The sequence below is a fragment of the Pseudoalteromonas gelatinilytica genome, assembly GCF_001641615.1.
Taxonomy (GTDB): domain Bacteria; phylum Pseudomonadota; class Gammaproteobacteria; order Enterobacterales; family Alteromonadaceae; genus Pseudoalteromonas; species Pseudoalteromonas gelatinilytica.
The window spans coordinates 1-22,186 of the sequence record NZ_LRRU01000002.1; the positions used below are offsets into that span (position 1 = coordinate 1).

20 protein-coding genes are annotated in these 22,186 nt (G+C 42.2%); 14 read left to right on the forward strand and 6 right to left on the reverse strand.

Annotation, left to right across the window (positions count from 1 at the left end):
• Positions 1 to 665: 665 nt before the first annotated feature.
• Together pyrE and rph are read right to left on the reverse strand one after the other, a co-directional pair.
• On the reverse strand, positions 666 to 1,310 hold the full coding sequence (gene pyrE, locus NH153_RS00010; protein ID WP_063699763.1) for an orotate phosphoribosyltransferase: 645 nt from the start codon (positions 1,308 to 1,310) through the stop codon (positions 666 to 668).
• 22 nt (positions 1,311 to 1,332) lie between these two features.
• A complete protein-coding gene (rph, locus tag NH153_RS00015; RefSeq protein ID WP_063699765.1) occupies positions 1,333 to 2,046 on the reverse strand; it encodes a ribonuclease PH in 714 nt (237 codons plus the stop codon).
• A 181-nt stretch (positions 2,047 to 2,227) separates the two neighbouring features.
• Between rph and NH153_RS00020 the strand changes: the two genes are divergently transcribed.
• The 6 genes from NH153_RS00020 (at position 2,228) to NH153_RS00045 (ending at position 8,655) form a co-directional block, all read left to right on the forward strand.
• Positions 2,228 to 3,088: a YicC/YloC family endoribonuclease gene (locus NH153_RS00020; RefSeq protein ID WP_063699768.1), complete on the forward strand. Its 861-nt coding sequence runs from the start codon at positions 2,228 to 2,230 to the stop codon at positions 3,086 to 3,088.
• A 171-nt stretch (positions 3,089 to 3,259) separates the two neighbouring features.
• Positions 3,260 to 3,880 (forward strand): guanylate kinase, encoded by a 621-nt coding sequence (gene gmk / locus NH153_RS00025; RefSeq protein WP_063699771.1) that lies wholly within the window; start codon positions 3,260 to 3,262, stop codon positions 3,878 to 3,880.
• Between the two features lie 102 nt (positions 3,881 to 3,982).
• A complete protein-coding gene (gene rpoZ, locus NH153_RS00030) occupies positions 3,983 to 4,258 on the forward strand; it encodes a DNA-directed RNA polymerase subunit omega (protein ID WP_036973056.1) in 276 nt (91 codons plus the stop codon).
• 130 nt (positions 4,259 to 4,388) lie between these two features.
• The gene (spoT, locus tag NH153_RS00035) at positions 4,389 to 6,494 is read left to right on the forward strand and encodes a bifunctional GTP diphosphokinase/guanosine-3',5'-bis pyrophosphate 3'-pyrophosphohydrolase (protein ID WP_063699773.1); all 2,106 of its coding nucleotides are present in this window, start codon (positions 4,389 to 4,391) and stop codon (positions 6,492 to 6,494) included.
• Positions 6,495 to 6,505: 11 nt separating this feature from the next.
• Complete coding sequence (locus tag NH153_RS00040) at positions 6,506 to 6,898, forward strand: deaminase RidA (protein ID WP_054563421.1); 393 nt, start codon at positions 6,506 to 6,508, stop codon at positions 6,896 to 6,898.
• Positions 6,899 to 7,050: 152 nt separating this feature from the next.
• Entirely contained in the window at positions 7,051 to 8,655 is a 1,605-nt protein-coding gene (locus NH153_RS00045; protein WP_063699775.1) for a flagellar assembly protein A, read from the forward strand.
• Between the two features lie 46 nt (positions 8,656 to 8,701).
• Here the strand turns inward: NH153_RS00045 and asnA are convergent, their stop codons facing one another.
• Positions 8,702 to 9,697 (reverse strand): aspartate--ammonia ligase, encoded by a 996-nt coding sequence (gene asnA / locus NH153_RS00050; RefSeq protein ID WP_063699777.1) that lies wholly within the window; start codon positions 9,695 to 9,697, stop codon positions 8,702 to 8,704.
• Between the two features lie 197 nt (positions 9,698 to 9,894).
• Here asnA and asnC point away from each other — a divergent pair, with 197 nt between their 5' ends.
• The 3 genes from asnC to recG are packed head-to-tail and all read left to right on the forward strand — an operon-like array spanning position 9,895 to position 13,236.
• The gene (gene asnC / locus NH153_RS00055) at positions 9,895 to 10,353 is read left to right on the forward strand and encodes a transcriptional regulator AsnC (RefSeq protein ID WP_062567385.1); all 459 of its coding nucleotides are present in this window, start codon (positions 9,895 to 9,897) and stop codon (positions 10,351 to 10,353) included.
• 44 nt (positions 10,354 to 10,397) lie between these two features.
• Positions 10,398 to 11,114 (forward strand): tRNA (guanosine(18)-2'-O)-methyltransferase TrmH, encoded by a 717-nt coding sequence (gene trmH / locus NH153_RS00060; protein WP_063699780.1) that lies wholly within the window; start codon positions 10,398 to 10,400, stop codon positions 11,112 to 11,114.
• Positions 11,115 to 11,154: 40 nt separating this feature from the next.
• Positions 11,155 to 13,236: an ATP-dependent DNA helicase RecG gene (gene recG / locus NH153_RS00065; RefSeq protein ID WP_063699782.1), complete on the forward strand. Its 2,082-nt coding sequence runs from the start codon at positions 11,155 to 11,157 to the stop codon at positions 13,234 to 13,236.
• A 105-nt stretch (positions 13,237 to 13,341) separates the two neighbouring features.
• Here recG and NH153_RS00070 read toward each other — a convergent pair whose 3' ends face one another.
• Both NH153_RS00070 and NH153_RS00075 read right to left on the reverse strand, forming a co-directional pair.
• The gene (locus tag NH153_RS00070) at positions 13,342 to 14,274 is read right to left on the reverse strand and encodes a porin (RefSeq protein ID WP_063699784.1); all 933 of its coding nucleotides are present in this window, start codon (positions 14,272 to 14,274) and stop codon (positions 13,342 to 13,344) included.
• 196 nt (positions 14,275 to 14,470) lie between these two features.
• A complete protein-coding gene (locus NH153_RS00075; protein WP_063699786.1) occupies positions 14,471 to 15,325 on the reverse strand; it encodes a LysR family transcriptional regulator in 855 nt (284 codons plus the stop codon).
• Positions 15,326 to 15,415: 90 nt separating this feature from the next.
• Between NH153_RS00075 and NH153_RS00080 the strand changes: the two genes are divergently transcribed.
• Together NH153_RS00080 and NH153_RS00085 are read left to right on the forward strand one after the other, a co-directional pair.
• Positions 15,416 to 15,790, forward strand: coding sequence for a MaoP family protein (locus tag NH153_RS00080; protein ID WP_063699788.1), 375 nt, complete (start codon positions 15,416 to 15,418; stop codon positions 15,788 to 15,790).
• Positions 15,791 to 15,868: 78 nt separating this feature from the next.
• Positions 15,869 to 17,104, forward strand: a complete 1,236-nt coding sequence (locus NH153_RS00085) for a GGDEF domain-containing response regulator (RefSeq protein WP_063699790.1) — start codon at positions 15,869 to 15,871, stop codon at positions 17,102 to 17,104.
• A gap of 2 nt (positions 17,105 to 17,106) precedes the next feature.
• On the opposite strand, the gene rarD is transcribed toward NH153_RS00085, so the two are convergent.
• Positions 17,107 to 18,030, reverse strand: a complete 924-nt coding sequence (gene rarD / locus NH153_RS00090; RefSeq protein WP_063699792.1) for an EamA family transporter RarD — start codon at positions 18,028 to 18,030, stop codon at positions 17,107 to 17,109.
• A gap of 225 nt (positions 18,031 to 18,255) precedes the next feature.
• Between rarD and recQ the strand changes: the two genes are divergently transcribed.
• The 3 genes from recQ to NH153_RS00105 all read left to right on the forward strand — a co-directional run bounded on the left by recQ (position 18,256) and on the right by NH153_RS00105 (position 22,166).
• Entirely contained in the window at positions 18,256 to 20,079 is a 1,824-nt protein-coding gene (recQ, locus tag NH153_RS00095) for a DNA helicase RecQ (RefSeq protein ID WP_063699795.1), read from the forward strand.
• A gap of 7 nt (positions 20,080 to 20,086) precedes the next feature.
• Positions 20,087 to 20,383: a DUF3630 family protein gene (locus tag NH153_RS00100; RefSeq protein WP_063699797.1), complete on the forward strand. Its 297-nt coding sequence runs from the start codon at positions 20,087 to 20,089 to the stop codon at positions 20,381 to 20,383.
• A gap of 124 nt (positions 20,384 to 20,507) precedes the next feature.
• The gene (locus tag NH153_RS00105; RefSeq protein WP_082873942.1) at positions 20,508 to 22,166 is read left to right on the forward strand and encodes a BamA/TamA family outer membrane protein; all 1,659 of its coding nucleotides are present in this window, start codon (positions 20,508 to 20,510) and stop codon (positions 22,164 to 22,166) included.
• Positions 22,167 to 22,186: the final 20 nt, after the last annotated feature.

Here is a 22,186-nt window from a genome sequence, read left to right on the forward strand (position 1 = left end):
CGCCAGCGTTCAATCTGAGCCATGATCAAACTCTTCAATTAAAAGTTTTTTGAAACCTAAGTTTCGTGCTCAATGAATTCTGAATTTTGATATCTTTCGATATCGAATTGACTGTGCTGAAACAAGTAAACTTGTTTCCGTTGGTCACTCAGTTCAATTGAGACTCTAAATTTGTTTGCGCTACTTAGTAAACTAAGCTTCGCTGTTAGAACTCAATCTGTACGAGTGCCCACACAGATGATTGCTTTATATTGTTAAAGAACGTTTCCAATTATTATATGGAAGAGATACTTTTGCGTCTCAAGGGCTGTGCATTCTACGCAAGCCGTTATTTTTGTCAACACTTAATTTTGAGAAAAGTTTATTTTTTCAAAACTCAGTCTTACTTGACTCAACCAACTCGTCGTTTTGCTTTTTTGTAAGCAGTCCGCCGTGTCGGTGGATGCGCATTATAGGGATGCGGCGAATTAACGCAAGCACTTTTTTGAGAAAACTTTAAAAAAACTGTCTTTTGTATCCTTTTTAGTCTAAACACCACAAAAGAGAAACTTTATTAACGCTTCAGTAACTTTTTAACCGTATTTAAGGCCATAAAAGTACAATACTCTAAAAGCAAAAAGCCCAGCAATATAGCTGGGCCTTTAAATAGTTCGCGTTTTTAATTGTTAAGCAATGCCGTATTGATCACGGTATGCTTTTACGGCGGCTAAATGCTCATCCATTGTGCCTTTGGCTTCTAGGTAACTAATTAAGTCAGCAAGTTTTACAATCGAGATAACTTTTGTGCCAAAGTCACGCTCGACTTCTTGAATAGCAGATAACTCAGCTTTACCTTTCTCTTGGCGATCAAGTGCAATTAAAACACCACTTAAGTCTGCACCATTATCCGCAATGATTTCCATTGACTCACGAATAGCTGTACCCGCAGTGATCACGTCATCGACTAACATGATCTTACCTTTAAGTTCAGAACCTACTAATGTACCACCTTCACCGTGTGCTTTTTTCTCTTTACGGTTAAAACAGTAAGGTACATCTTTGTTGTGATGATCAGCTAAAGCAACCGCTGTTGTTGTTGCGATTGGAATTCCTTTATATGCAGGACCAAATAATACATCGTAATCAATACCTGCATCTTCAAGTGCCGCTGCATAAAAGCGACCTAAACGTGCAAGGTCACGACCGGTATTAAATAAACCAGCATTAAAGAAATAAGGACTAGTGCGGCCAGACTTTAAAGTAAACTCACCAAATTTAAGCACCTGCTTTTCAAGTGCGAATTCAATAAACTCTTTTTGATAATCTTTCATAACTAATAAACCCACTTCTTTATTATGCTAATGCTTGCTTTTGAACGTCGATAATTTCACGAATTGAGTGCTTAGCTAATGTAAGTAGCTCATCAAGTTCGTCAAATGAGAAAGGCTCGCCTTCAGCTGTACCTTGAATTTCGATAATTTTGCCAGTTTCAGTCAAAATCACGTTCATATCAGTTTCTGCTTCAGAATCTTCTAGGTACTCAAGATCTGTAATTGGCTGACCTTTATATACACCAACTGAGATTGCCGCAATCATATGCTTAAGTGGGTTTGAATTGATCATACCTTTACTACGCATGTAAGTAAGTGCATCAACTAATGCTACGCACGCACCACTAATAGAGGCTGTACGTGTACCGCCATCAGCTTGAATAACATCACAATCGATAGTAATGGTGTTTTCACCTAGCGCTTTTAAGTCAACCGCAGCACGAAGTGCACGTGCGATTAAGCGTTGAATTTCCATAGTACGACCGCCCTGCTTACCGCGCGATGCTTCACGGCCATTACGAGTATGTGTTGAACGAGGTAACATACCGTATTCAGCCGTAACCCAACCTTTACCTTGGCCTTTCATAAAGCGTGGTACACCAGCTTCAACCGTTGCTGTACACAAAACTTTAGTGTTTCCAAACTCTACTAATACTGACCCTTCAGCATGCATAGTGTAATTACGTGTAAATGTAACCGGTCTAATTTGGTTAGGTGTTCTTTCGCTTGGACGCATTAACGATCCCCTTAATTCTGAATTTGCCACATTATAAGTCGATGTGGTGCTAGATGCCATGTTCATTTACATAATTAACTGCATCAGAAAAGCACATTTCAGAAAATTTACGCTAGAGGTTAAAAGCTGATTCGGTATAATCAGTCAACTTTGAAAATTTAATAACACTAGGAAATCATCCATGATCCACAGCATGACAGCTTATGCGCGTCGCGAAATTAAAGGCGAATGGGGCACTGGCACTTGGGAAATTCGTTCAGTTAACCAACGTTACCTTGAGACTTTTATCCGCGCACCTGAGCAATTCCGTGGCATGGAACCCGTTATTCGTGAGCGTTTACGTAAGCATTTACAACGCGGTAAAGTTGAAGTTTTCTTAAAATTTGCAGCAAACCCAGCTCATGTTGGCGAGTTAACAATTAACGAATCTCTTGCTGAGCAATTAATTAAAAGCGCTCAATGGGTGCAAAACCAAAGTAAAGGCGACATCAACCCTGTTGATATTTTACGTTGGCCTGGCGTTATGGAAGCCGAAGAGCTCGATATGGATAGCGTAAATACAGCGCTAATTGCTGGCTTCGATGAAGTCATAGAAGATTTCAAACAAGCTCGCGGCGATGAAGGCGCAAACTTACAAGAAATGATCGCAACTCGCCTTGATGCAATTTTAGAGCAAGTTGCGATTGTAGAAAGCCACCTACCAGAAATTGCTAAATGGCAACGTGAAAAGCTAAACCAAAAGCTTGAAGAACTAAAAACAGACATCGATGAATCTCGCCTTGAGCAAGAGCTTATTTACCTTGCGCAAAAACAAGATGTTGCTGAAGAACTAGATCGCTTAAAGTCGCACGTTAAAGAAACCAAAAAGATCTTAACTAAAGGCGGTGCATGTGGTCGACGCCTCGACTTTATGATGCAAGAGTTTAACCGTGAAGCAAACACGTTAGCGTCAAAGTCTATCAACAGTGACATCACAAACGCTGCGGTAGAGCTAAAAGTGTTAATCGAGCAGATGCGCGAACAGATCCAAAACATCGAGTAAACGCGATTTACAGCATTTTTATAAGACCCAGCACCTGCTGGGTCTTTTGTTTTTGAAAAGTCTAAAAGCAGGCAAACTTGAGCACTTTTAGCGAAATAAAGTACAATAGATTAATTAAAGGCTTGGATTAGCGATAGTCCGAGCCTGTTTATTTTTTATTAGAGACAGATCATGGCGCAAACTCGCGGAAATTTATTTATCTTGTCAGCTCCATCAGGGGCTGGTAAATCAAGCTTAATTGGTGCTTTATTAAAGAAACACAGCGATATGAAGGTATCGGTTTCGCACACCACTCGCTCACCTCGTCCGGGTGAAGAAAACGGTGTGCACTATCACTTTGTTTCTGTTGAAGAGTTCAAAGCGCTAATTGAGAAAAATGACTTTTTTGAATGGGCGCAAGTTTTCGATAACTACTATGGTACGTCTAAGCAAGCAATCGAAAGTCAACTTGAAGCGGGTATTGATGTATTTTTAGATATCGATTGGCAAGGTGCTCAGCAAATTCGCAAATTAGTTGATGATGTTGAAACTATCTTTATTCTTCCACCATCAAAAGAAGAACTTGAATCACGCTTAAATAACCGTGGCCAAGACTCTGCTGAGGTAATCGCGGGAAGAATGGCAAAAGCACAATCAGAAACATCACACTTTAATGAATATGATTATGTGGTTGTGAACGATGACTTTGATACTGCACTTGCTGAAATCGAAATGATCGTAATGGCTAAACGTCTATCGTTACAAAGCCAAGCAGTGCGCCATCAGGCGTTATTAGAAAACTTGCTTAAATAATACTTTTTTAAGAAAAGATAAAAATTAACCACAAGCTATTGGCGAATTTAACTTGGTACAGTAAACTACGCCTTTGCTTAAGAATTTATTTGGAGTGCTAAGATGGCTCGCGTAACTGTTGAAGATGCAGTAGATGCAATTGGTAATCGTTTTGACTTAATTTTAGTTGCGGCTCGTCGTGCCCGCCAAATCGCGGTTGGTGGTAAAGATCCACTCGTTGATGCTGAAAATGACAAACCAACGGTTATTGCTTTACGTGAAATTGAAAAAGGGTTAGTAAATAGCTCTTCTATGGATTTAATCGATCGTGAAGAACAACAACATCAAGAAGCAGCAGAAATGGCTGCAGTGGCTGCTATCGTAGGTGGCAACCAATAATCAAGCTCCCCGCTTTGATTTAGCTATACGGCTAGTATTTCTACACTAGCCGTTGGCAAGCCCTTCTTTTCATCGTATATTCTATTCATACCGTTACCGATTTACTTCATTAGCGCATTGGAGTGTGACTTTGTATCTTTTTGAAGGTCTAAAAAAGAAAATATCTGAATACTTACCAGCAGCTGAAATTGAGCTGGTCCAAAAAGCATACGTGGTAGCTCGCGAAGCCCACGAAGGCCAAACTCGCTCAAGTGGCGAGCCCTATATCACCCACCCTGTCGAAGTCACGCAAATACTCGCTGGTATGCGCTTAGATCACGAAACACTAATGGCTGCATTAATGCACGATGTGATTGAAGATACTGACTTCAGCCAACAAGATTTAGCTGAGATTTTTGGCGACACCGTTGCCGAACTTGTTGAAGGGGTGAGCAAGCTAGATAAACTTAGCTTTAAAGATAAAAAAGAATTCCAAGCCGAAAACTACCGTAAAATGATCATGGCGATGACACAAGACATTCGCGTGATCTTAATCAAACTGGCTGACCGTACTCATAACATGCGTACTCTAGGCGCCCTTCGCCCTGATAAACGTCGCCGTATTGCCCGTGAAACGTTAGAGATTTATGCGCCAATTGCAAACCGCCTTGGTATTCACGATATAAAAAATGAATTAGAAGATTTAGGTTTCCAAGCGTTATACCCAATGCGTCATCGCGCATTAAGATCTGAAGTAATTAAAGCCCGCGGCAATCGTAAAGAAATTATCAGCAATATTAAGACTGAAATTGAAGCGCGTTTAGAAGAGTCAGGCATCGCAGCGACCATATCTGGCCGCGAAAAGCACCTTTATAGCATTTACAAAAAAATGCTTAATAAAGAGCTGTCATTTAACGAAGTGATGGATATCTACGCGTTCCGTATCAATGTTGATAATATGGATACCTGTTATCGCGTATTAGGTGTCGCACATAACCTTTATAAGCCCATCGAAACACGTTTTAAAGATTATATTGCCGTACCAAAAACCAACGGCTATCAATCACTTCATACCTCATTAGTGGGTCCTCATGGTATTCCTGTGGAAATCCAAATTCGTACCCACGATATGGATCACATGGCAGACAAAGGGGTTGCTGCTCACTGGATGTATAAAAAAGCCGGTGATAGTGCAGGCCATACAGCACAACAACGTGCTCGCCAATGGATGCAAAGCTTACTTGAATTACAGCAAAGTGCGGGCTCATCATTTGAGTTTGTTGAAAACGTTAAAACAGAGCTATTCCCTGAAGAAATTTATGTGTTCACCCCAGATGGTCGCATTGTTGAGTTACCAATGGGCGCAACGGCTGTCGATTTTGCGTATGCAGTACATACTGATGTAGGTAATACCTGTGTGGGTGCACGCGTAAATCGCAAACCTCACCCACTAAGCAAACCGCTTGATACAGGGCAAACCATCGAAATCATTACCAGCTCTGGGGCACACCCAAATGCAACTTGGTTAAACTTTGTTGTAACAGGTAAAGCACGTTTAGGTATTCGTAATTACCTGAAGAGCCAACAACATGAAGAAGCCATGTTACTTGGCCGTCGCTTACTGGATTCTGCTTTAGGTGAAACTAAACTCGATGATATCCCAGATGAGAACATTCGCCGTGTACTTCAAGAACATGAACTGAATACCGTACTTGAGCTTTTAGTCGAAATTGGGTCAGGTAACCTCATGAGTGTGCTTATCGCAAAACGCCTCATGCAAGTTGATGCCGACGACCTAAACGACCTTGCTCAAAAAGCAAAAGCGACGATTATCGGTACCGAAGGTATGCTGGTTAACTATTCTAAGTGCTGTCGCCCGGTACCTGGCGATGCTATTACTGCTTATATCAGCCAAGGTAAAGGCCTAACGGTTCACCGCCAAGAATGTAAAAACATTCGTGGTTGGGAAAATGACCGTTCGAAATACTTAGTTGTTAAGTGGGACGATAACCCAGAGAAAGAATATATTGCAGCCCTTCGTATTGAAATTATCAATCACCAAGGCGCATTGGCTAAATTGACAAATGTAATTGCCTCAACCCAAGCAAACATTGTTGAGATAGCGACTGACGAAAAAGAAAGTAATTTATACATGATAGATTTAGGCATCACGGTTAAAAACCGCGTTCATGTTGCAAACATTATGCGCCGCATTCGTGTGATGCCTGATGTGCAAAGAGTCTATCGTAAAAAGTAACAAGGATAATCATGAACAAATCTTTTATTTCTACTGATAATGCACCTGCTGCAATCGGTACGTATAGCCAAGCAGTTAAAGTGGGCACGGCTGTTTATTTATCAGGTCAAATTCCACTTGTACCAGAAACAATGGAAGTGTTCTCTGAAGACTTCACTGAACAAACTCACCAAGTTTTCAAAAACCTAACAGCAGTTTGCCAAGCTGCCGGTGGTCAAATTCAAGACATGGTGAAAGTAAACATCTTCCTTACTGACTTATCTAACTTTGCTATCGTTAACGAAGTGATGAGCCAGTACTTTAAACAGCCTTATCCTGCACGCGCAGCGATTGGTGTACGTGCATTACCAAAAGGCGTACAAGTTGAAATTGACGGTATCATGGAGCTACCTTCAACGAACTAACCCCCCTGCCAGCGACCTCAGGTTGCTGGCACTTTTTTAGAAAAAGTTATTACTTCCCTCATCCGAAATTCTTGACTCATCAGCAATTCTCTAGCACTCTGTTGTTATAATAAGTAAAACCTTTAGCTAATGTAGTAAAAAAGGATCTCCACGTGTTTAAGCTCGCTCACAACGGCAACGTTTTATTAGATGTTCATGAAAACTCGCCTCCTAGTGCTGCGTTTATTATCGAGGCATTAGAAAAATCACCATTTTGTGAATGCAGAGTGGATCATGATGCTATCAATAATTTCTTCAAAAGCGATTCTAATGAACGCATGCTTGTTGTTGCCTCTAAACATGATGCCAGCTTAGTCGTCACTCTAAGCGATGATAAAATGCTAGCCACTGGCGAATTGACCGTCGCCGAGGGCGGTAAAGTCATGACTCTTGACGAAGCTAAAAAAGAACTAATAAAAGCAGGAGTAGCGCGAGGCTACAAGCAGGCTTTCTTAGAGCAGTTATTACAACAACAGTTCGAGTTACCAGCAGGTGAGATTGCTAAAGGCGTGCTAGCGAAAGGCCGTTTACCGATTGATGGCCAACCTTCCAAGTTTGTACCACAGGTTGAAACTTTAAAAGACCGTTTAAAAAAGCCAAAATTGCGTGAGGATGGCACTGCCGATATGCGCGACTTTGGTAAGCTCGCCAGTGTCGAACCCGGCGTATTACTTATCAAACAAATTCCAGCGACCCCTGGCAAAGAAGGCTTTACTGTTACTGGTGATGTACTACCTGCTAAACCGGGTGAAAACAGCACATTAGTGGCCGGTGAAGGGACTGAGATATCTAAAAACAACCCGCTAGAACTTATTTCGGTGATTGCTGGTGTACCCGTTGATATTGCCAATGGTATGCGCGTTGATGATATTTTTACCATTGCCGATGTAAACGTAAAAAGTGGCCACGTAGATTTTGAAGGCAGCGTCATTGTGACTCATAATGTTGAGCCTGGCATGCGTATTCACGCCAAAGGCGATATTACGGTTATGGGCACAGTTGAATCTGGTTATTTATCAGCAGTGGGTGATATCACCATAAAACAAGGCGTAATTGGCCACCAGCAAGAAGATAAAAAACTGTCGTGTAATATCATCAGCCAAGGCGATATTCACTTATCACATGGTCAGTATTGTTATCTTGAAGCGAATAATATTCTGATAGAACGCCAAGCCAGCCACTGTGTTATGAAAGCCACTAAGCTCTTACAAGTTGGCCAAGAAGACAACCCTCAGGGTAAACTATTTGGCGGTGAGGTTTTAGATGCGCAAATGCTCATTGCTGGCGAAATAGGCAATGAATCTGGCGCGAAAATGGTAATTAACTTAGCGGCTTCAGGCGCTGATGTAACCGCGCAAACAGATCAGTGTTTAAAAGAATTAGCACAAACAGACTCACAACTTGATACCTTACAAGAAGCAATCGAAAAAGCAGATCAAGTAAAAGACGCCGAAAAGAAAAAACTTCTACTGGCCAAAATTGGCGCTACGCAAATGCACTATTGTGAGCAAGCTGAAATGCTTGAGAAAAAGCTCTCTAGCTTAGAGCATCATCTGCATGATCTCTTGGAAGATGCGCAATTAGTCGTTAATAAAAAACTGCATTCAGGCGTCGAAATTCATATTTTCGAAAAGGTGCTACTCACTAATCGCCAATACCCGCCGTGTAAGGTGAAGCTTGAAGAAAACAAGGTTGAAGTAGAATTTAAAACCACTTAATAAAAAAGAGGCTTATAGCCTCTTTTTACCAGGGTCATTAAATCTATTAAAGAATACCTTCCACTTGCTGTTTTAGCTGCTCAGGCCAAACACCAACTTGTACTTGCCCGATATGCTGTTTTTGTAACAGCAACATAGCAAGACGCGATTGACCAATACCACCACCAATTGTTTGCGGAAACTTCTTCGCAAGTAGCTGTTTGTGCCAATCAAACTCTAATCGAGCTTGGTCGCCTGTAATTGCTAATTGTGTAGCTAATGCATCTGGGCTTACACGAATACCCATAGAAGAGATTTCAAAGGCATCCTCAAGCACCGGGTTCCAAACTAAAATATCACCGTTTAAACCTGCAAATTTGCTACAGGTTTGTGTTGACCAATCGTCATAATCAGGCGCTCGTACGTCATGAATTTTACCATCGGCAAGCACGCCGCCAATGCCAATTAAAAATACCGCGCCGTATTCTTGTGCTACCGCTTTTTCGCGTTGTTTCGCAGTAAAGTCTGGATACATCTGACGTAACTGTTCACTGTGTACAAAGGTGATTTTTTCTGGCAAAAACGGCGTTAAATCAAACTCACTCGCTACAAAGCGTTCGGTTGCTTTAATCGCCTCATATAGTGATGTTACGGTATCTTTAAGCTTGTCTAAGGTGCGTTCAGTGCTCTCGCAAATTACTTTTTCCCAATCCCATTGGTCAACATACACCGAGTGAATTGGGCTTAAAGATTCTTCATCAGGGCGAAGCGCTTTCATATGCGTATAGAGCCCCTCACCTACCGAAAAATCGTAATCCGCTAAGGTTTTGCGTTTCCACTTAGCTAACGAGTGAACCACTTCAAATTGACTACCCGGAATTGTTTTCACTGCTACCGATACAGCATTTTCAGTCCCGCTTAAGTTATCTTGAATGCCATCGCCTACCTTTGCCAAGATCGGCGCTTGTACTTCGACTAACCCTAATTGCTGCTCTAATTGGCTTGAAAAAAACTGTTTTACTTTACTAATTTGCTGCTGTTGCTGCAGGTAGTGTGAACTCATAATAATTGGCCTCATTCCCAGTTATTGTTACTTGCTAAATTAGAGAAACCCGCTGCTTGGTCTCTCTCGATAAAACAATCCTCAACCAAATAAAGGTAATTTTCAATAACCATCAATAAAAAGAACTTAACATTGAAATTTCCATAAAAATAATGCTATAAAAATTATCGATTCATCAATTAACAAGAAAAAATAGCATGGAAAATTATCAAATCGATAATCTCGATAAAAACATCCTTAACGCTTTAATGGAAAATGCACGTACTGCGTATGCAGAACTGGCTAAACGCTTTGCAGTGAGTGCGGGTACCATTCATGTCAGAGTCGAAAAAATGAAACAGGCGGGAATTATTACAGGTACCCAAGTCAGTATTAATGCAAAGCAGCTTGGTTATGATGTCTGTTGTTTTATCGGTATTAATCTCAATAATGCCCGTGATTACCCGCAGACCTTGCTACACCTAAAAGAGCTAGAAGAAGTCGTGGAAGCCTATTACACCACGGGTAATTACAGCATATTTATCAAAGTGATGGCTCGTTCAATAGATCATCTACAAGACGTTTTAATTAACAAGATTCAAGCTATCGAGGCTATTCAATCAACAGAAACGCTGATCTCACTACAAAACCCAATTAGCCGTGCCGTTGTTCCGTAGGGTATAATCTGCACCAATTAGAATCCGTCAACGAGCACACTACTATGGATACAACTCGCTTTGAGCGTGTTAAGCGCGTGTTAGATCGCCGCCAAACGGACCTAACGGTTTGTTTAGAAGATGTACATAAACATCATAATTTATCAGCCATTGCCCGCACAGCTGACGCAACAGGCTGCCATCACGTTCATGCTGTATGGCCTGAAAACCAAAAATGGTTAACCAACAATACCTCTGGCGGCAGTAAAAACTGGCTCGAAACTCACTTACATCGCAATATTGATGATGCCGTTGCCATGATGCGTGCGCAAAACCCTGAGGTACAAGTTTTAGCAACTCACCTCAGTGATGACGCTGTCGACTTTCGCGAAATCGACTACACCAAACCAACGGCTGTTATTGTCGGTCAAGAAAAAGACGGGATTTCGCCGCGCGCCCTTGCCCATGCAGATAAAAACATCATCATCCCGATGCAAGGAATGGTGCAATCTCTTAATGTATCCGTCGCCGCAGCGCTTATTCTATTTGAAGCGCAGCGCCAACGTGAAGCTGCAGGCTTATATAACCGCGATATGCTTGATGCGAAAATTAAGCACCGCATCTTGTTTGAAGGCTGCCACCCTATCATTGCCGAACAATGTCGTGAAAAAGAGCTACCGTACCCTGAGCTTGATGAAAGTGGTGAAATTGTTGCTGATGAAACGTTCTGGAACATTTTAAAACACACGCAACCGCTTGAAGCCACTAACGAGTGCAAGTAAACTGAAAAAACAGTCTACTAATTAACAATTTGAGTCACCTTTGAGTCATCCTAGCTTAGCGTTATACCCAATCACAGAATTAAAAGGCGTCGGCCCTAAAATGGCCGAGCGCCTTGCTAAGCTAAATATTCATACGGTGCAAGACATGCTGTTTCATTTGCCTCACCGCTATGAAGACCGCACCCGTATTCACCCAATCTGCGAACTCCAACCACACAGCCATGTTAGTGTTGAAGCCACCATTGAAACCAGCCAAATTACTTTTGGAAAAAGGCGCATGCTGGTTTGCCAAGTAAATGATGGCACGGGCCGTTTAACGCTCAGGTTTTTTAACTTTAGCGCGGCTCAAAAAAATGCCTTAAGTACAGGTAAAATCATTCGTTGCTTTGGTGAGATCCGCCGTGGTCGTGTTGGCTTTGAAATGACGCATCCGGAATACAGTTTATCGGATACCCCGTCTGAGCAACCAACTAATACCACGCTGACGCCTGTGTATCCTGTTACTGAAGGGCTAAAACAGTTATCTATTCGTGCACTGAGTGATCAAGCACTTGCACTGTTAACTAAATACCCTGTAGAAGAATTACTGCCAGAGCAGTTTCAGCCAACCGGAATGCGTTTAGCCGACGCACTCATGACCTTACATCGCCCACACAACGATGTTGATTTAACCGCGCTTGAGCAAGGTATGCATCCTGCCCAGCAACGGTTAGTGTTTGAAGAGTTGCTCGCACAGAACTTAAGCCTTTTAAAGCTACGTCAAAAAGGGCAAACCGTAAAAGCGGTTGCTTTAAAGCCTCATAACCAACTTGAGCAACAGTTTTTAGCTAATTTAGCCTTTAGCCCAACCAACGCGCAAAGTCGTGTGGTGGCTGAAATCAAAGGCGACTTACAACACCCGTTTCCGATGATGCGCTTAGTACAAGGCGATGTTGGCTCGGGTAAAACCTTAGTTGCAGCACTCAGTGCGCTCACCGCAATAAGCGAAGGCTACCAAGTGGCGCTAATGGCACCGACTGAAATTTTATCAGAGCAGCATGGCATCAACTTTAGCCAGTGGTTTAATCAACTAGGTATTGAAGTTGCTTGGTTAGGTGGCAAAAGTAAAGGCAAAGAGCGTACTGCAACCCTAGAGAAAATTGCCTCTGGGGAAGCACAAATGATTGTTGGCACCCATGCATTATTCCAAGAGCAGGTTGAGTTTAACAATCTCGTTCTAATTATTATTGATGAACAACATCGCTTTGGTGTTCATCAGCGCTTATCACTGCGTGAAAAAGGCCGCTTTGGTGACTGTTACCCGCATCAATTAGTGATGACAGCAACACCTATCCCGCGAACCTTGGCAATGACAGCCTATGCAGATTTAGAAACCTCAGTGATTGACGAGTTACCACCCGGTAGAACGCCTATCACAACGGTGGCTATTCCTGATGCACGTCGAGACGAAATCATTCAACGTGTTAGAACAGCGTGCACTGAGCAAGGCCGTCAAGTGTATTGGGTTTGCACCTTGATTGATGAATCAGAAGTACTGCAATGCCAAGCCGCCGAGGATAGCGCTGAGCAATTAAAAGCAGCACTGCCAGAGCTAAACGTTGGCTTAGTGCATGGCCGGATGAAGGCCGCAGAAAAACAAGCCATTATGAGTGAGTTTAAAGCGGGTAATATTCATGTACTCGTTGCCACAACCGTGATTGAAGTGGGTGTTGATGTGCCCAATGCCAGCCTTATTATCATTGAAAACCCTGAACGATTAGGGCTTGCTCAACTACACCAGCTGCGCGGCCGTGTTGGTCGTGGGGCAACGGCATCACACTGTGTTTTACTCTATCACGCGCCACTGTCAGCCACAGCGCAAAAACGTTTGGCTGTGCTGCGTGAAAGTAATGATGGTTTTGTGATTGCTGAGCGAGATCTTGAAATTCGTGGCCCTGGTGAAGTACTTGGCACCAAACAAACAGGCTTGGCTGAATTTAAAATCGCCGACCTAAACCGCGACAAACAAACACTGAATCACGTCAGACCCATCGCTTTCAAAATATTGAACGACTACCCAGCGCTTACCGATAAACTGATTCAGCGCTGGCTTGCTGGCAAATCAGACTACGCACAAGCATAACCACTACTCAACGCGCGATCTGCTGTATAAATTTATTTTTAGAGAAATAAAAAAGCCCAGCTAATTAGCTGGGCTGACAAGTTAGGGAGTTATCCAAGGGTTGGATTAGAACTTGTATTCAATACCAACACCTAGGTAATCTTGGTCAACTTGATTGTCTGTATCAAACGTTGAGTAGAAACCAAATACTTTAGTGTTTTTGCTAAGCTTGTGGTCAACACCTGCAGAAATAGCCGTTTTCTTATCGCCTTCATCAAAGTCGATTACTTGATACTGTACTTTGAAAGTATTGCTATTCATTTGGTAAGCAGCATTTACTAAGTAACCATCTGCCTCTGCGCTACCATCTACTTTCTCTTGTGTTTGGTACATAGCGCCTAGTTTAAAGTCACCTAGTTTACCTTGTACGGTTGCACGAACAATGTCGTAGCCTTTAACTTCGCTATCAGCTGCTACTGATGCGTAGATGTTGCTTTTCTTAAGACCAGCATCACCGTAAGTTACAGCTACAGAGTAACCGTTGTCTGCATCAACTGAGTCTTCAGCTACGTAAGTCGCTAGTACTTTGAAGCCGCTAAAATCGTTAGAAGCATAAGAAATTGTGTTACCTAAACGGTTTTCACCTTTGAAACCATTTTTGATATCCGCTTCAAGGTCATTGAATAAATCAACTTTACCTTGAGATTGCTTCATAGCTGTATCGTTACGACCGATAACAACTTGACCAAAGCTGCCTTTAACACCTACGTATTGGTTACGTGCAGTGATGTTGTCTTCGTTGTCGCCTTTTGAATCAGCGTCAGATACGTCAACACCAAACTCAAATTTATAAACCGCTTCTAAGCCTTCAGAAATTTTTTCTGAACCTTTTAAGCCAAAACGTGAGTTATTGCTTTTAATTTCAGTGAAAGACCCTTCGCCATCATCTGATGATTGAACAGTCACGTTTGCTTTACCATATACATCTACATCAGCTAATGCAGAAAAAGATAAACCACCAAATAAAGCTAGGAATAAGCTAGACTTTGCAAATTTCATGTCGTTTCCTCAATAATCGCAACAAAAAACACATGTTGTGTTTCAATGCGCGCAGTGTGACAGCGAAAAATGACAAAAAGATGACAATTGAAATAAAAGCGTCAATTTACCTTCATAAATTGTAATTAATTTTGAAATAAAAACGTAACTAACTGTTCCCGCATTAAATTTTTATGAAAGCTAGTTTAAATTTAATTTAAGCTTTTATTTGCAGTTCGGTTAATAGCGTTACTAACTTCTCTAATAAAGGCGTTTGTTCGTTATCTCTGTGGTACGCTACAAACACGTCTCGCGAGGTATGTGCTACATCTTTAACATGATAGAGGTCACCCGCTTTGAGTTGCTCTTCTACTAATAACTGAGGAATGAACGCACTGCCGCCACACTTCAAAATTAAATCAAGCGCAATACGACCCGTACTGGTTCTGAAATAAGGCGGTGCGTGGCCGTTGAATTCACGCGCATGCCAAAGTGAAAATGATGTGCCCCAATCAACATAGACATATTGATTATCAAAAAAGTTATCACTGTTAGCTGTTTCGAATGCACTCACCGGAATAATAGGTAACTCACAAATTCGCTCAACAACTAATTCGTCTACTTTAGGTGGATCGAATAGCACCGCTAAGTCTAATGTACGCTCTAATAATAAGCGGGTGCTTTCTTGTTGGGCTTTTACTTCTGCGACCAAAGAGACACCCGGCATAGCAGAAACAATATTTGTGATCCCAAACTGTAAAAAAGCATCCCAAATATTAGGTGTACCTGCTAAACTGATTTGCTTATGCATGTTATCAGCAAGAGCTACATCGACTTTTGCCCGCTGCATACCGGTTATGATCATTTGTGCGTGCGGCAGAAGTCGCTCACCCGGTGCCGTTAACTGAATGTTGTTACGCTGACGAATAAATAAGTTAACGCCTAAACCTTGCTCTAATTGTCGGATCCGAAAACTCACCGCAGACTGTGTAATATATAAATTTTCAGCTGCTTTACCGAAATGGCGAGTACGGACCACTTCGACAAAAGTCTTCAATAAATCGATATCCATTTTTTACCCTTACGATAAAAATAACTTGTTTAATAAAATCGGCAACTTGATCCATACTCCTGCAAGAAAATAGGGCATGAGGATAAAGCCATGAGCAATGACATTTCATCACTTCGTCAGGCATTTGCAAGCCAACGTCAATTTTATGATGATCAAAACTTCCCACGCGGTTTTGGTCGTAGTGGTCACTTCACTTTGCTAGAAGCCGACATTCTCGAACAGCATGGTGTTGTATTAAAGGGTTTATACAACAAAACCCTAGAACCACAAAATGAATTTCAAACTCAATTTGTGCAAGTTGTTACTGGTAACCTTGAAGCAACAAACGCAGTAGAGCGAGCTTGGATCAAATACCTAAAACAAACAACCTGTAAAACCAAGTTTCACACGTTATTTGGACGCTCACGTATCGCGAGCCCAACACCACAAAGTGTTGAATATTATTCTGAGTCAGACAGCCTATAACGATTTGCTTTTTTACCCTTTTAGGGTTAAAACTGGTAATAACTTTTGTTTCGCCAATAAGTTATTACAAGGCACGTTGTGACTCGAAGAATATTAATAATTGAAGATACGCCAACCATTGCGCGAGTGCAAAAACATATCGCGCAAAAAGTTGGCTATGAAGCTGATATCGCAGGTTCTTTAGCCGAAGCAAAAGAGCTAATTAGCAAGCACAGCTATTTTTGCGCCGTGGTTGACTTTATTCTTCCTGATGCACCAACCGGTGAAGCAGTGCCCTGCACGATTGCAGCTGACATTCCTACCATCGTAATGACCGGTAACCTTGACGAAACAACGCGTAACATCGTTGAGAAACACCCCATCATTGACTACATCACCAAAGAAAATAAACAAGCCTATCAATATTTAGAAAAGCAACTCGCTCGCTTACCTCGTAACGAGCAAATATTGGTATTGGTCGTCGATGATTCAGCGGCAACACGCCATCATATATGTAACTTATTAACTCGGCACAAATACCAAACTCTCGAAGCCGTTGATGGTATTGATGCTTTAAAAGTTCTGGCAGAAAACCCCAAAATTTCGGTGATCATCACTGACAATGAAATGCCAAATATGAATGGTGATGAGCTGTGTGTCGAAATTCGTCGTTTATACTCAAACGATGAAAAAGCCGTGATTGGTATTTCGGCTTACGATACCTTGCACCTTTCAACGCGCTTTTTAAAATCAGGCGCAGACGATTACCTTCGAAAGCCATTTAACAATGAAGAGTTTTATTGCCGGCTAAGCCAAAACGTCGACATGCTTGAAAACATCAAGACCATTCGTTTACAAGCTAACACGGATTACCTCACAAAACTTCCCAACCGCCGCTATTTCTTTGGTGAAGCAAACAGCCACTTAAAAGCCGCTAAATTGGCAAATACCTCGGTTTCGCTAGCCATGATTGATATTGACTACTTTAAATCGATTAATGATAACTATGGTCATGATGCCGGTGATGAAGTGCTTAAAGGCTTATCGCAATGTATGGCAAAGTATTTTGAAGAAAACTTAGTAGGCCGCTTTGGTGGTGAAGAGTTTGCCGTGTATTTTGCTGATCAAGACGCCAATGAATCGTTGCAGCGTTTAGAAAAATTCCGCTTATTTGTTGAAAAACACAGCCCTGAGTTCAGTAAAGACCGTATTAAGTTTACGTTGTCGATTGGTTTTCATAATGGGCCTGTTTACAGTTTAGATGAACTAATAAAACAGGCCGATTTAAAGCTTTATCAAGCAAAAGAGTCAGGTCGAAACAAATTAGTAAACTAAGCCTATACAGGCTTAGTTACCGCCTCTATTTTCGCTTTACGTTGCTTACGACTTTGACGGTACGAATCCCAGCTGAATAATGCCAAAGCACTCCAAATACACGCAAACGTAACAACACGCTCAGCATCAAATACCTCACCGTAAAACGCCACCGCAAGCATAAACATTAAGCTTGGGCCAATGTACTGAAAAAAGCCTAATGTACTGTACTGAAGGCGTTTTGCTGCACCGGTAAAACATAACAGCGGTAAGGTCGTCACCACACCAGCACTAATGAGTAACACGTTAATATGCCAATCATTCGCGGTTAAATCAGAGCTTGCAGAAGGTGCCATCAACCACCAGTAAATAAGCGCAACGGGCAATAAAATAAGTGCTTCAAGCAATAACCCTGGCAATGATTCGATTGGTAACTTTTTACGTAGTAACCCATAAATAGCAAACGATCCTGCTAATGAGAAAGCAACCACAGGGAATGAACCAAAGCTCACTAGCTGTAGCAACACACCACAAAGCGCTAGACCAACCGCAACGCCTTGCCATTTACGCAGTCGCTCACCTAAAAACAACATACCAAGCAATACATTGAGTAATGGGTTGATGTAATAACCTAAACTGGCATCGAGCATGTGGTTATTGTTCACTGCCCAAATAAATAACCCCCAATTAAAGCCGAGTAAGCTTGCTGTGATCACCAGCATCAGTAACAATTTAGGTTGCCCAAGCACAACTCGAATACGTTGCCATTGATGACGAGCGGCAATAATAAGAAGTAAAAATAACACCGACCAAATAACACGGTGCATTAAGATTTCAAACGCAGATATCTGCTGTAAAAGCTTAAAGTAGATGGGTGCAAGACCCCACATAAAAAAGGCTAAACACGCGAAAATGACGCCTTTTCGCTGCTCAATGTTGGTAGGCATAAGTTTGGCTTTATAGTTTAAAAACGCTATTTTACGCCCCCTCTGCAGTGACGCAACCAAAACGCGCTAAATAAACCCATGTATTTACTTCTTAAAAGGGACTGCCATTGTTGCAAACTAACGCCTTGATATTAAGCACCTGTGAAACGCTGAATTCTGCATCTTGAGGTCGTTTGTGTATATTGCTAAAGACATCGCTATAAAAAACCACTAAAATGCTCGGCGATGAATACCAATACCGCAACGTCCAACACACCCATTCGATCACCACAAGCTGTACTCAAACAAGTGTTTGGTTACAAGGATTTTCGTGATGGCCAAGAAGCGATTATAGCCGCTGCGCTAGACGGACAAGACTCGCTTGTTCTTCTACCAACCGGTGGAGGCAAATCATTATGCTATCAAGTACCCGCTTTGATCCTCGATGGTGTAACTGTGGTTATCTCGCCGCTTATTTCTTTAATGCAAGACCAAGTAGCTCAACTAAGAGCGCTCGGCGTACAAGCGGCGTACATCAATAACAGCCTGCCTTTTGAAGAGCAACAAGCTGTCTATCAGCAATTGCATTATGGGCAAATAAAGCTGTTATATGTAGCACCAGAAAAAGTACTGCAACACGAATTTTTAGAGCGCTTGAGCCACCTTAAGCTCGCACTTTTTGCGATTGATGAAGCCCACTGTGTGTCGCATTGGGGTCATGACTTTAGGCCACATTACTGTCGACTCAACGAGTTAAAGCAACGCTTTATGCATGTGCCTATGATGGCACTCACAGCAACAGCAGATAAAGCAACTCGTTACGATATAATTGAGCAGCTACAGCTTAACCATCCTTACGTGCACACTGGCAGCTTCGATAGACCGAACATTCGTTACACCATCGAAGAAAAATTTAAACCTATGGTGCAGCTACTTCGTTATTTAAAAGAACAGCAAAATCAAAGTGGTATTATCTATTGCACCAGCCGTAAACGGGTTGATGATGTCGCTGAAAAACTTGCTGACGCAGGGTTCAATGCTGCCGCCTACCATGCGGGTATGAGTAATGAACAACGACAGTTTGTGCAAACAGGCTTTGCCCGTGACGATATTCAAATTGTGGTTGCGACTGTGGCCTTTGGCATGGGAATTAATAAACCAAACGTACGTTTTGTGGTGCATTACGATATTCCAAAAAGTATCGAAGCCTATTACCAAGAAACCGGCCGTGCTGGTCGTGATGGCTTGGCAGCTGAAGCGATTATGTATTTTGATCCAGCAGACATAGGCCGCGTACGCCGCTTTTTTGAAGACATTGAAGACGAGCAACGTCGTCGTGTTGAAGAACAGCGCTTTAATGCCATGGCAAGCTTCGCCGAAGCACAAACATGCCGCAGACAAATCTTGCTCAATTATTTTAGTGAATATAAGCGCGAAACCTGTGGTAACTGTGATATTTGCTTAAACCCACCCACCAGCTTTGATGGCACGCTTGTCGCACAACAAGCCTTGTCGTGTGTGTATCGTGCTGAGCAACGTTTTGGGATTGGTTATATTGTTGAGTTACTGCGCGGCGCAAACACGAGCCGTATTCGTGATAACAATCACCACCAGCTCAGCACCTATGGCATAGGTAAAGAGCACAGTGTGGAATTCTGGCTCAGTATTTTAAGGCAACTCATCCATCAAGGATTATTGAGCCAAGATATTACCCAAGGTTCATCATTACGCTTAACCGAAGCCGCCCGAGCGGTACTTAAAAGTGAATATGCACTGCAGCTTGCTGAACCTCGCTTACAAGCTAAGCACGTTTACCAAGATAAACTCGCTCAGTTTAATTACGATAAAAAGCTGTTTGCGAAATTACGTGCCTTACGTAAAGAACTGGCCGATGCCGATGATGTACCACCTTATGTGGTATTCAATGATAAAACCCTTGCTGAAATGGCGCAGCTCATGCCAACCAACGACAGTGAGTTTTTAAAAGTGTCGGGTGTTGGCTTTACCAAACTTAACAAGTACGGCGCGCCGTTTTTAAACGCCATTCGCGACTACTTAGCCGCTAATTAGGACTGCTATGACTGAACTCAAATATGATGCCGAACATGCCATCATCCTTGTAATACCAAGCGAGCTTCCACACGATGAAGACTTTGAGCTTTGGGCGACGCTTTTCTTACACGCTCCAGCCATAACTACGGCCGACTTTGATGCCGGTGCTGATCGCCACCAATTACGCTTTCACTTTACAGATCATAGTTTTAATCTAAACTTTGAACATTACAGTGAAAGTATTTGGATTAATGCTGAGGGCATCGAAGCCAGTGCTGCATTACCGCAACTTCAACAATATTTGGTCGCGCAATTACAATAATAAGCTAGACTTTCTTCCACGCTTAGTATGTAGTAGTTGCACAGGACATACTCAACTAAGGGTGTAAATGGGATTTAAGCAGTCGCACTTTGTTGCAAGGTTAATAACATTATTGCCAATCTGCATGGCAGCTAATGTTCATGCAGAGCAGTTGTTTACTGACGATAGTAATTATTGTCAAAACCAACGTACGCTTAAATCACAAGATAATAACCTACGCCGACAGCTCGATGCCGATAATCCCCTACCCGATGCCGCTAATAATCGCAAAATAGCCACTATTGAACTTGAACAACTAAACGTCTTTAACACTGAGCTTGAAGAAGAGAATAACTTTTTGTTCCGCTTTGCTAATCGCGCTCATATGACCACTGAACCAGAGGTAATACACAGCGTTTTATTGTTCGAAGAAGGTGAAATTTATAATCCACGTAAATTACTTGAGTCAGAACGATTACTGCGTAAACAAGGCTACTTATATGATGCGCGTATCAACGCAAAGCTCGATTGTGATGGCAACGTACATGTAAAAGTCATTACGCGTGATCTGTGGACCTTACTGCCTGAAATCAGCTTTAGCCGCAGTGGTGGTAAGAATGAGTCGAGTATCGGATTTCGCGAATCTAACTTTTTAGGTTGGGGTAAACGGGTATCGTTTACCCGTACTCGAGATGCAGACCGCACAGGTTACCTGTTTGTGTATGATGACCCGCATATATTCTCTAGCCGCTATCAAGGCCGCTTAGAATATTCAGACAACGACGATGGCAAACGTCATTATATTGATGTGAGCTACCCATTTTTCTCGATTGATACGCCCTACAGTTATGGCGCAACGAGTTACTCAGATCAGCGCCGAGAATCACTTTACTATCGCGGCGATGTAGTTAGCGAGTTTGAGCAAAAAACCTTATTAAACCGCGCTTACTTCGGTCACTCATCACAACTTGGTAATAATTGGACCCAGCGTATTAAGCTTGGCATCGAAAACCGCGAAGAAACCTTTAAAGAGACACCATTCACGCGCTTCCCCATCGCTGAAGATAGAACGCTAAGTTACCCTTATGTTAGTGGCCAGTGGTTTGAGGATCATTACGTTAAAGTCAGAAACTTTGATAGCATCTACCGTACAGAAGATTTAAACCTGGGTTGGAATATCCATGCCTTACTCGGTTATTCAAGCAAAGATTTTAGTGACGATGCCAGCCGTACTATTTATTCGTTATCTTTATCAAAAGCACATTACTCGGGGGATAACCAGTTATGGCGCTTTAAGGCAGACCTTGATGGCTACTGGAATGAAGAAATCGATGATGTCGAAAACCTATTTGCCAGCACACAGCTACAGTATTATCTCAATACCACACTAAGACAAAGCTGGTACGCTAAAGTACGTCTTGAGTATGCTGAAAATCTCACTGCTGATAAACAACTCACTATTGGTGGTGAGAATGGTCTACGTGGTTACCCGCTTGACTATCAAGTAGGCGACCGTAGCTTTTTAGTGACTTTAGAGAAACGCTACTACTGGGAATATGACTTACTGCAATTGTTTAAAGTCGGTGGGGCCGCGTTTTATGATATTGGTAGAGCTTGGTATAACGACAAAGATAATGGCGCCAATGGTAACGTACTACAAAATGTGGGTGTAGGCCTTCGCTTAGCGCCAAGCCGCGCCAATGCCGGTACGGTTATTCACCTAGATATTGCCGCACCCATTAATAAACAAGATGACGACATAGACTCAGTGCAATGGCTAGTAACGGTTAAAAATACCTTTTAAAGTGGTGTTATTGTTAAGCT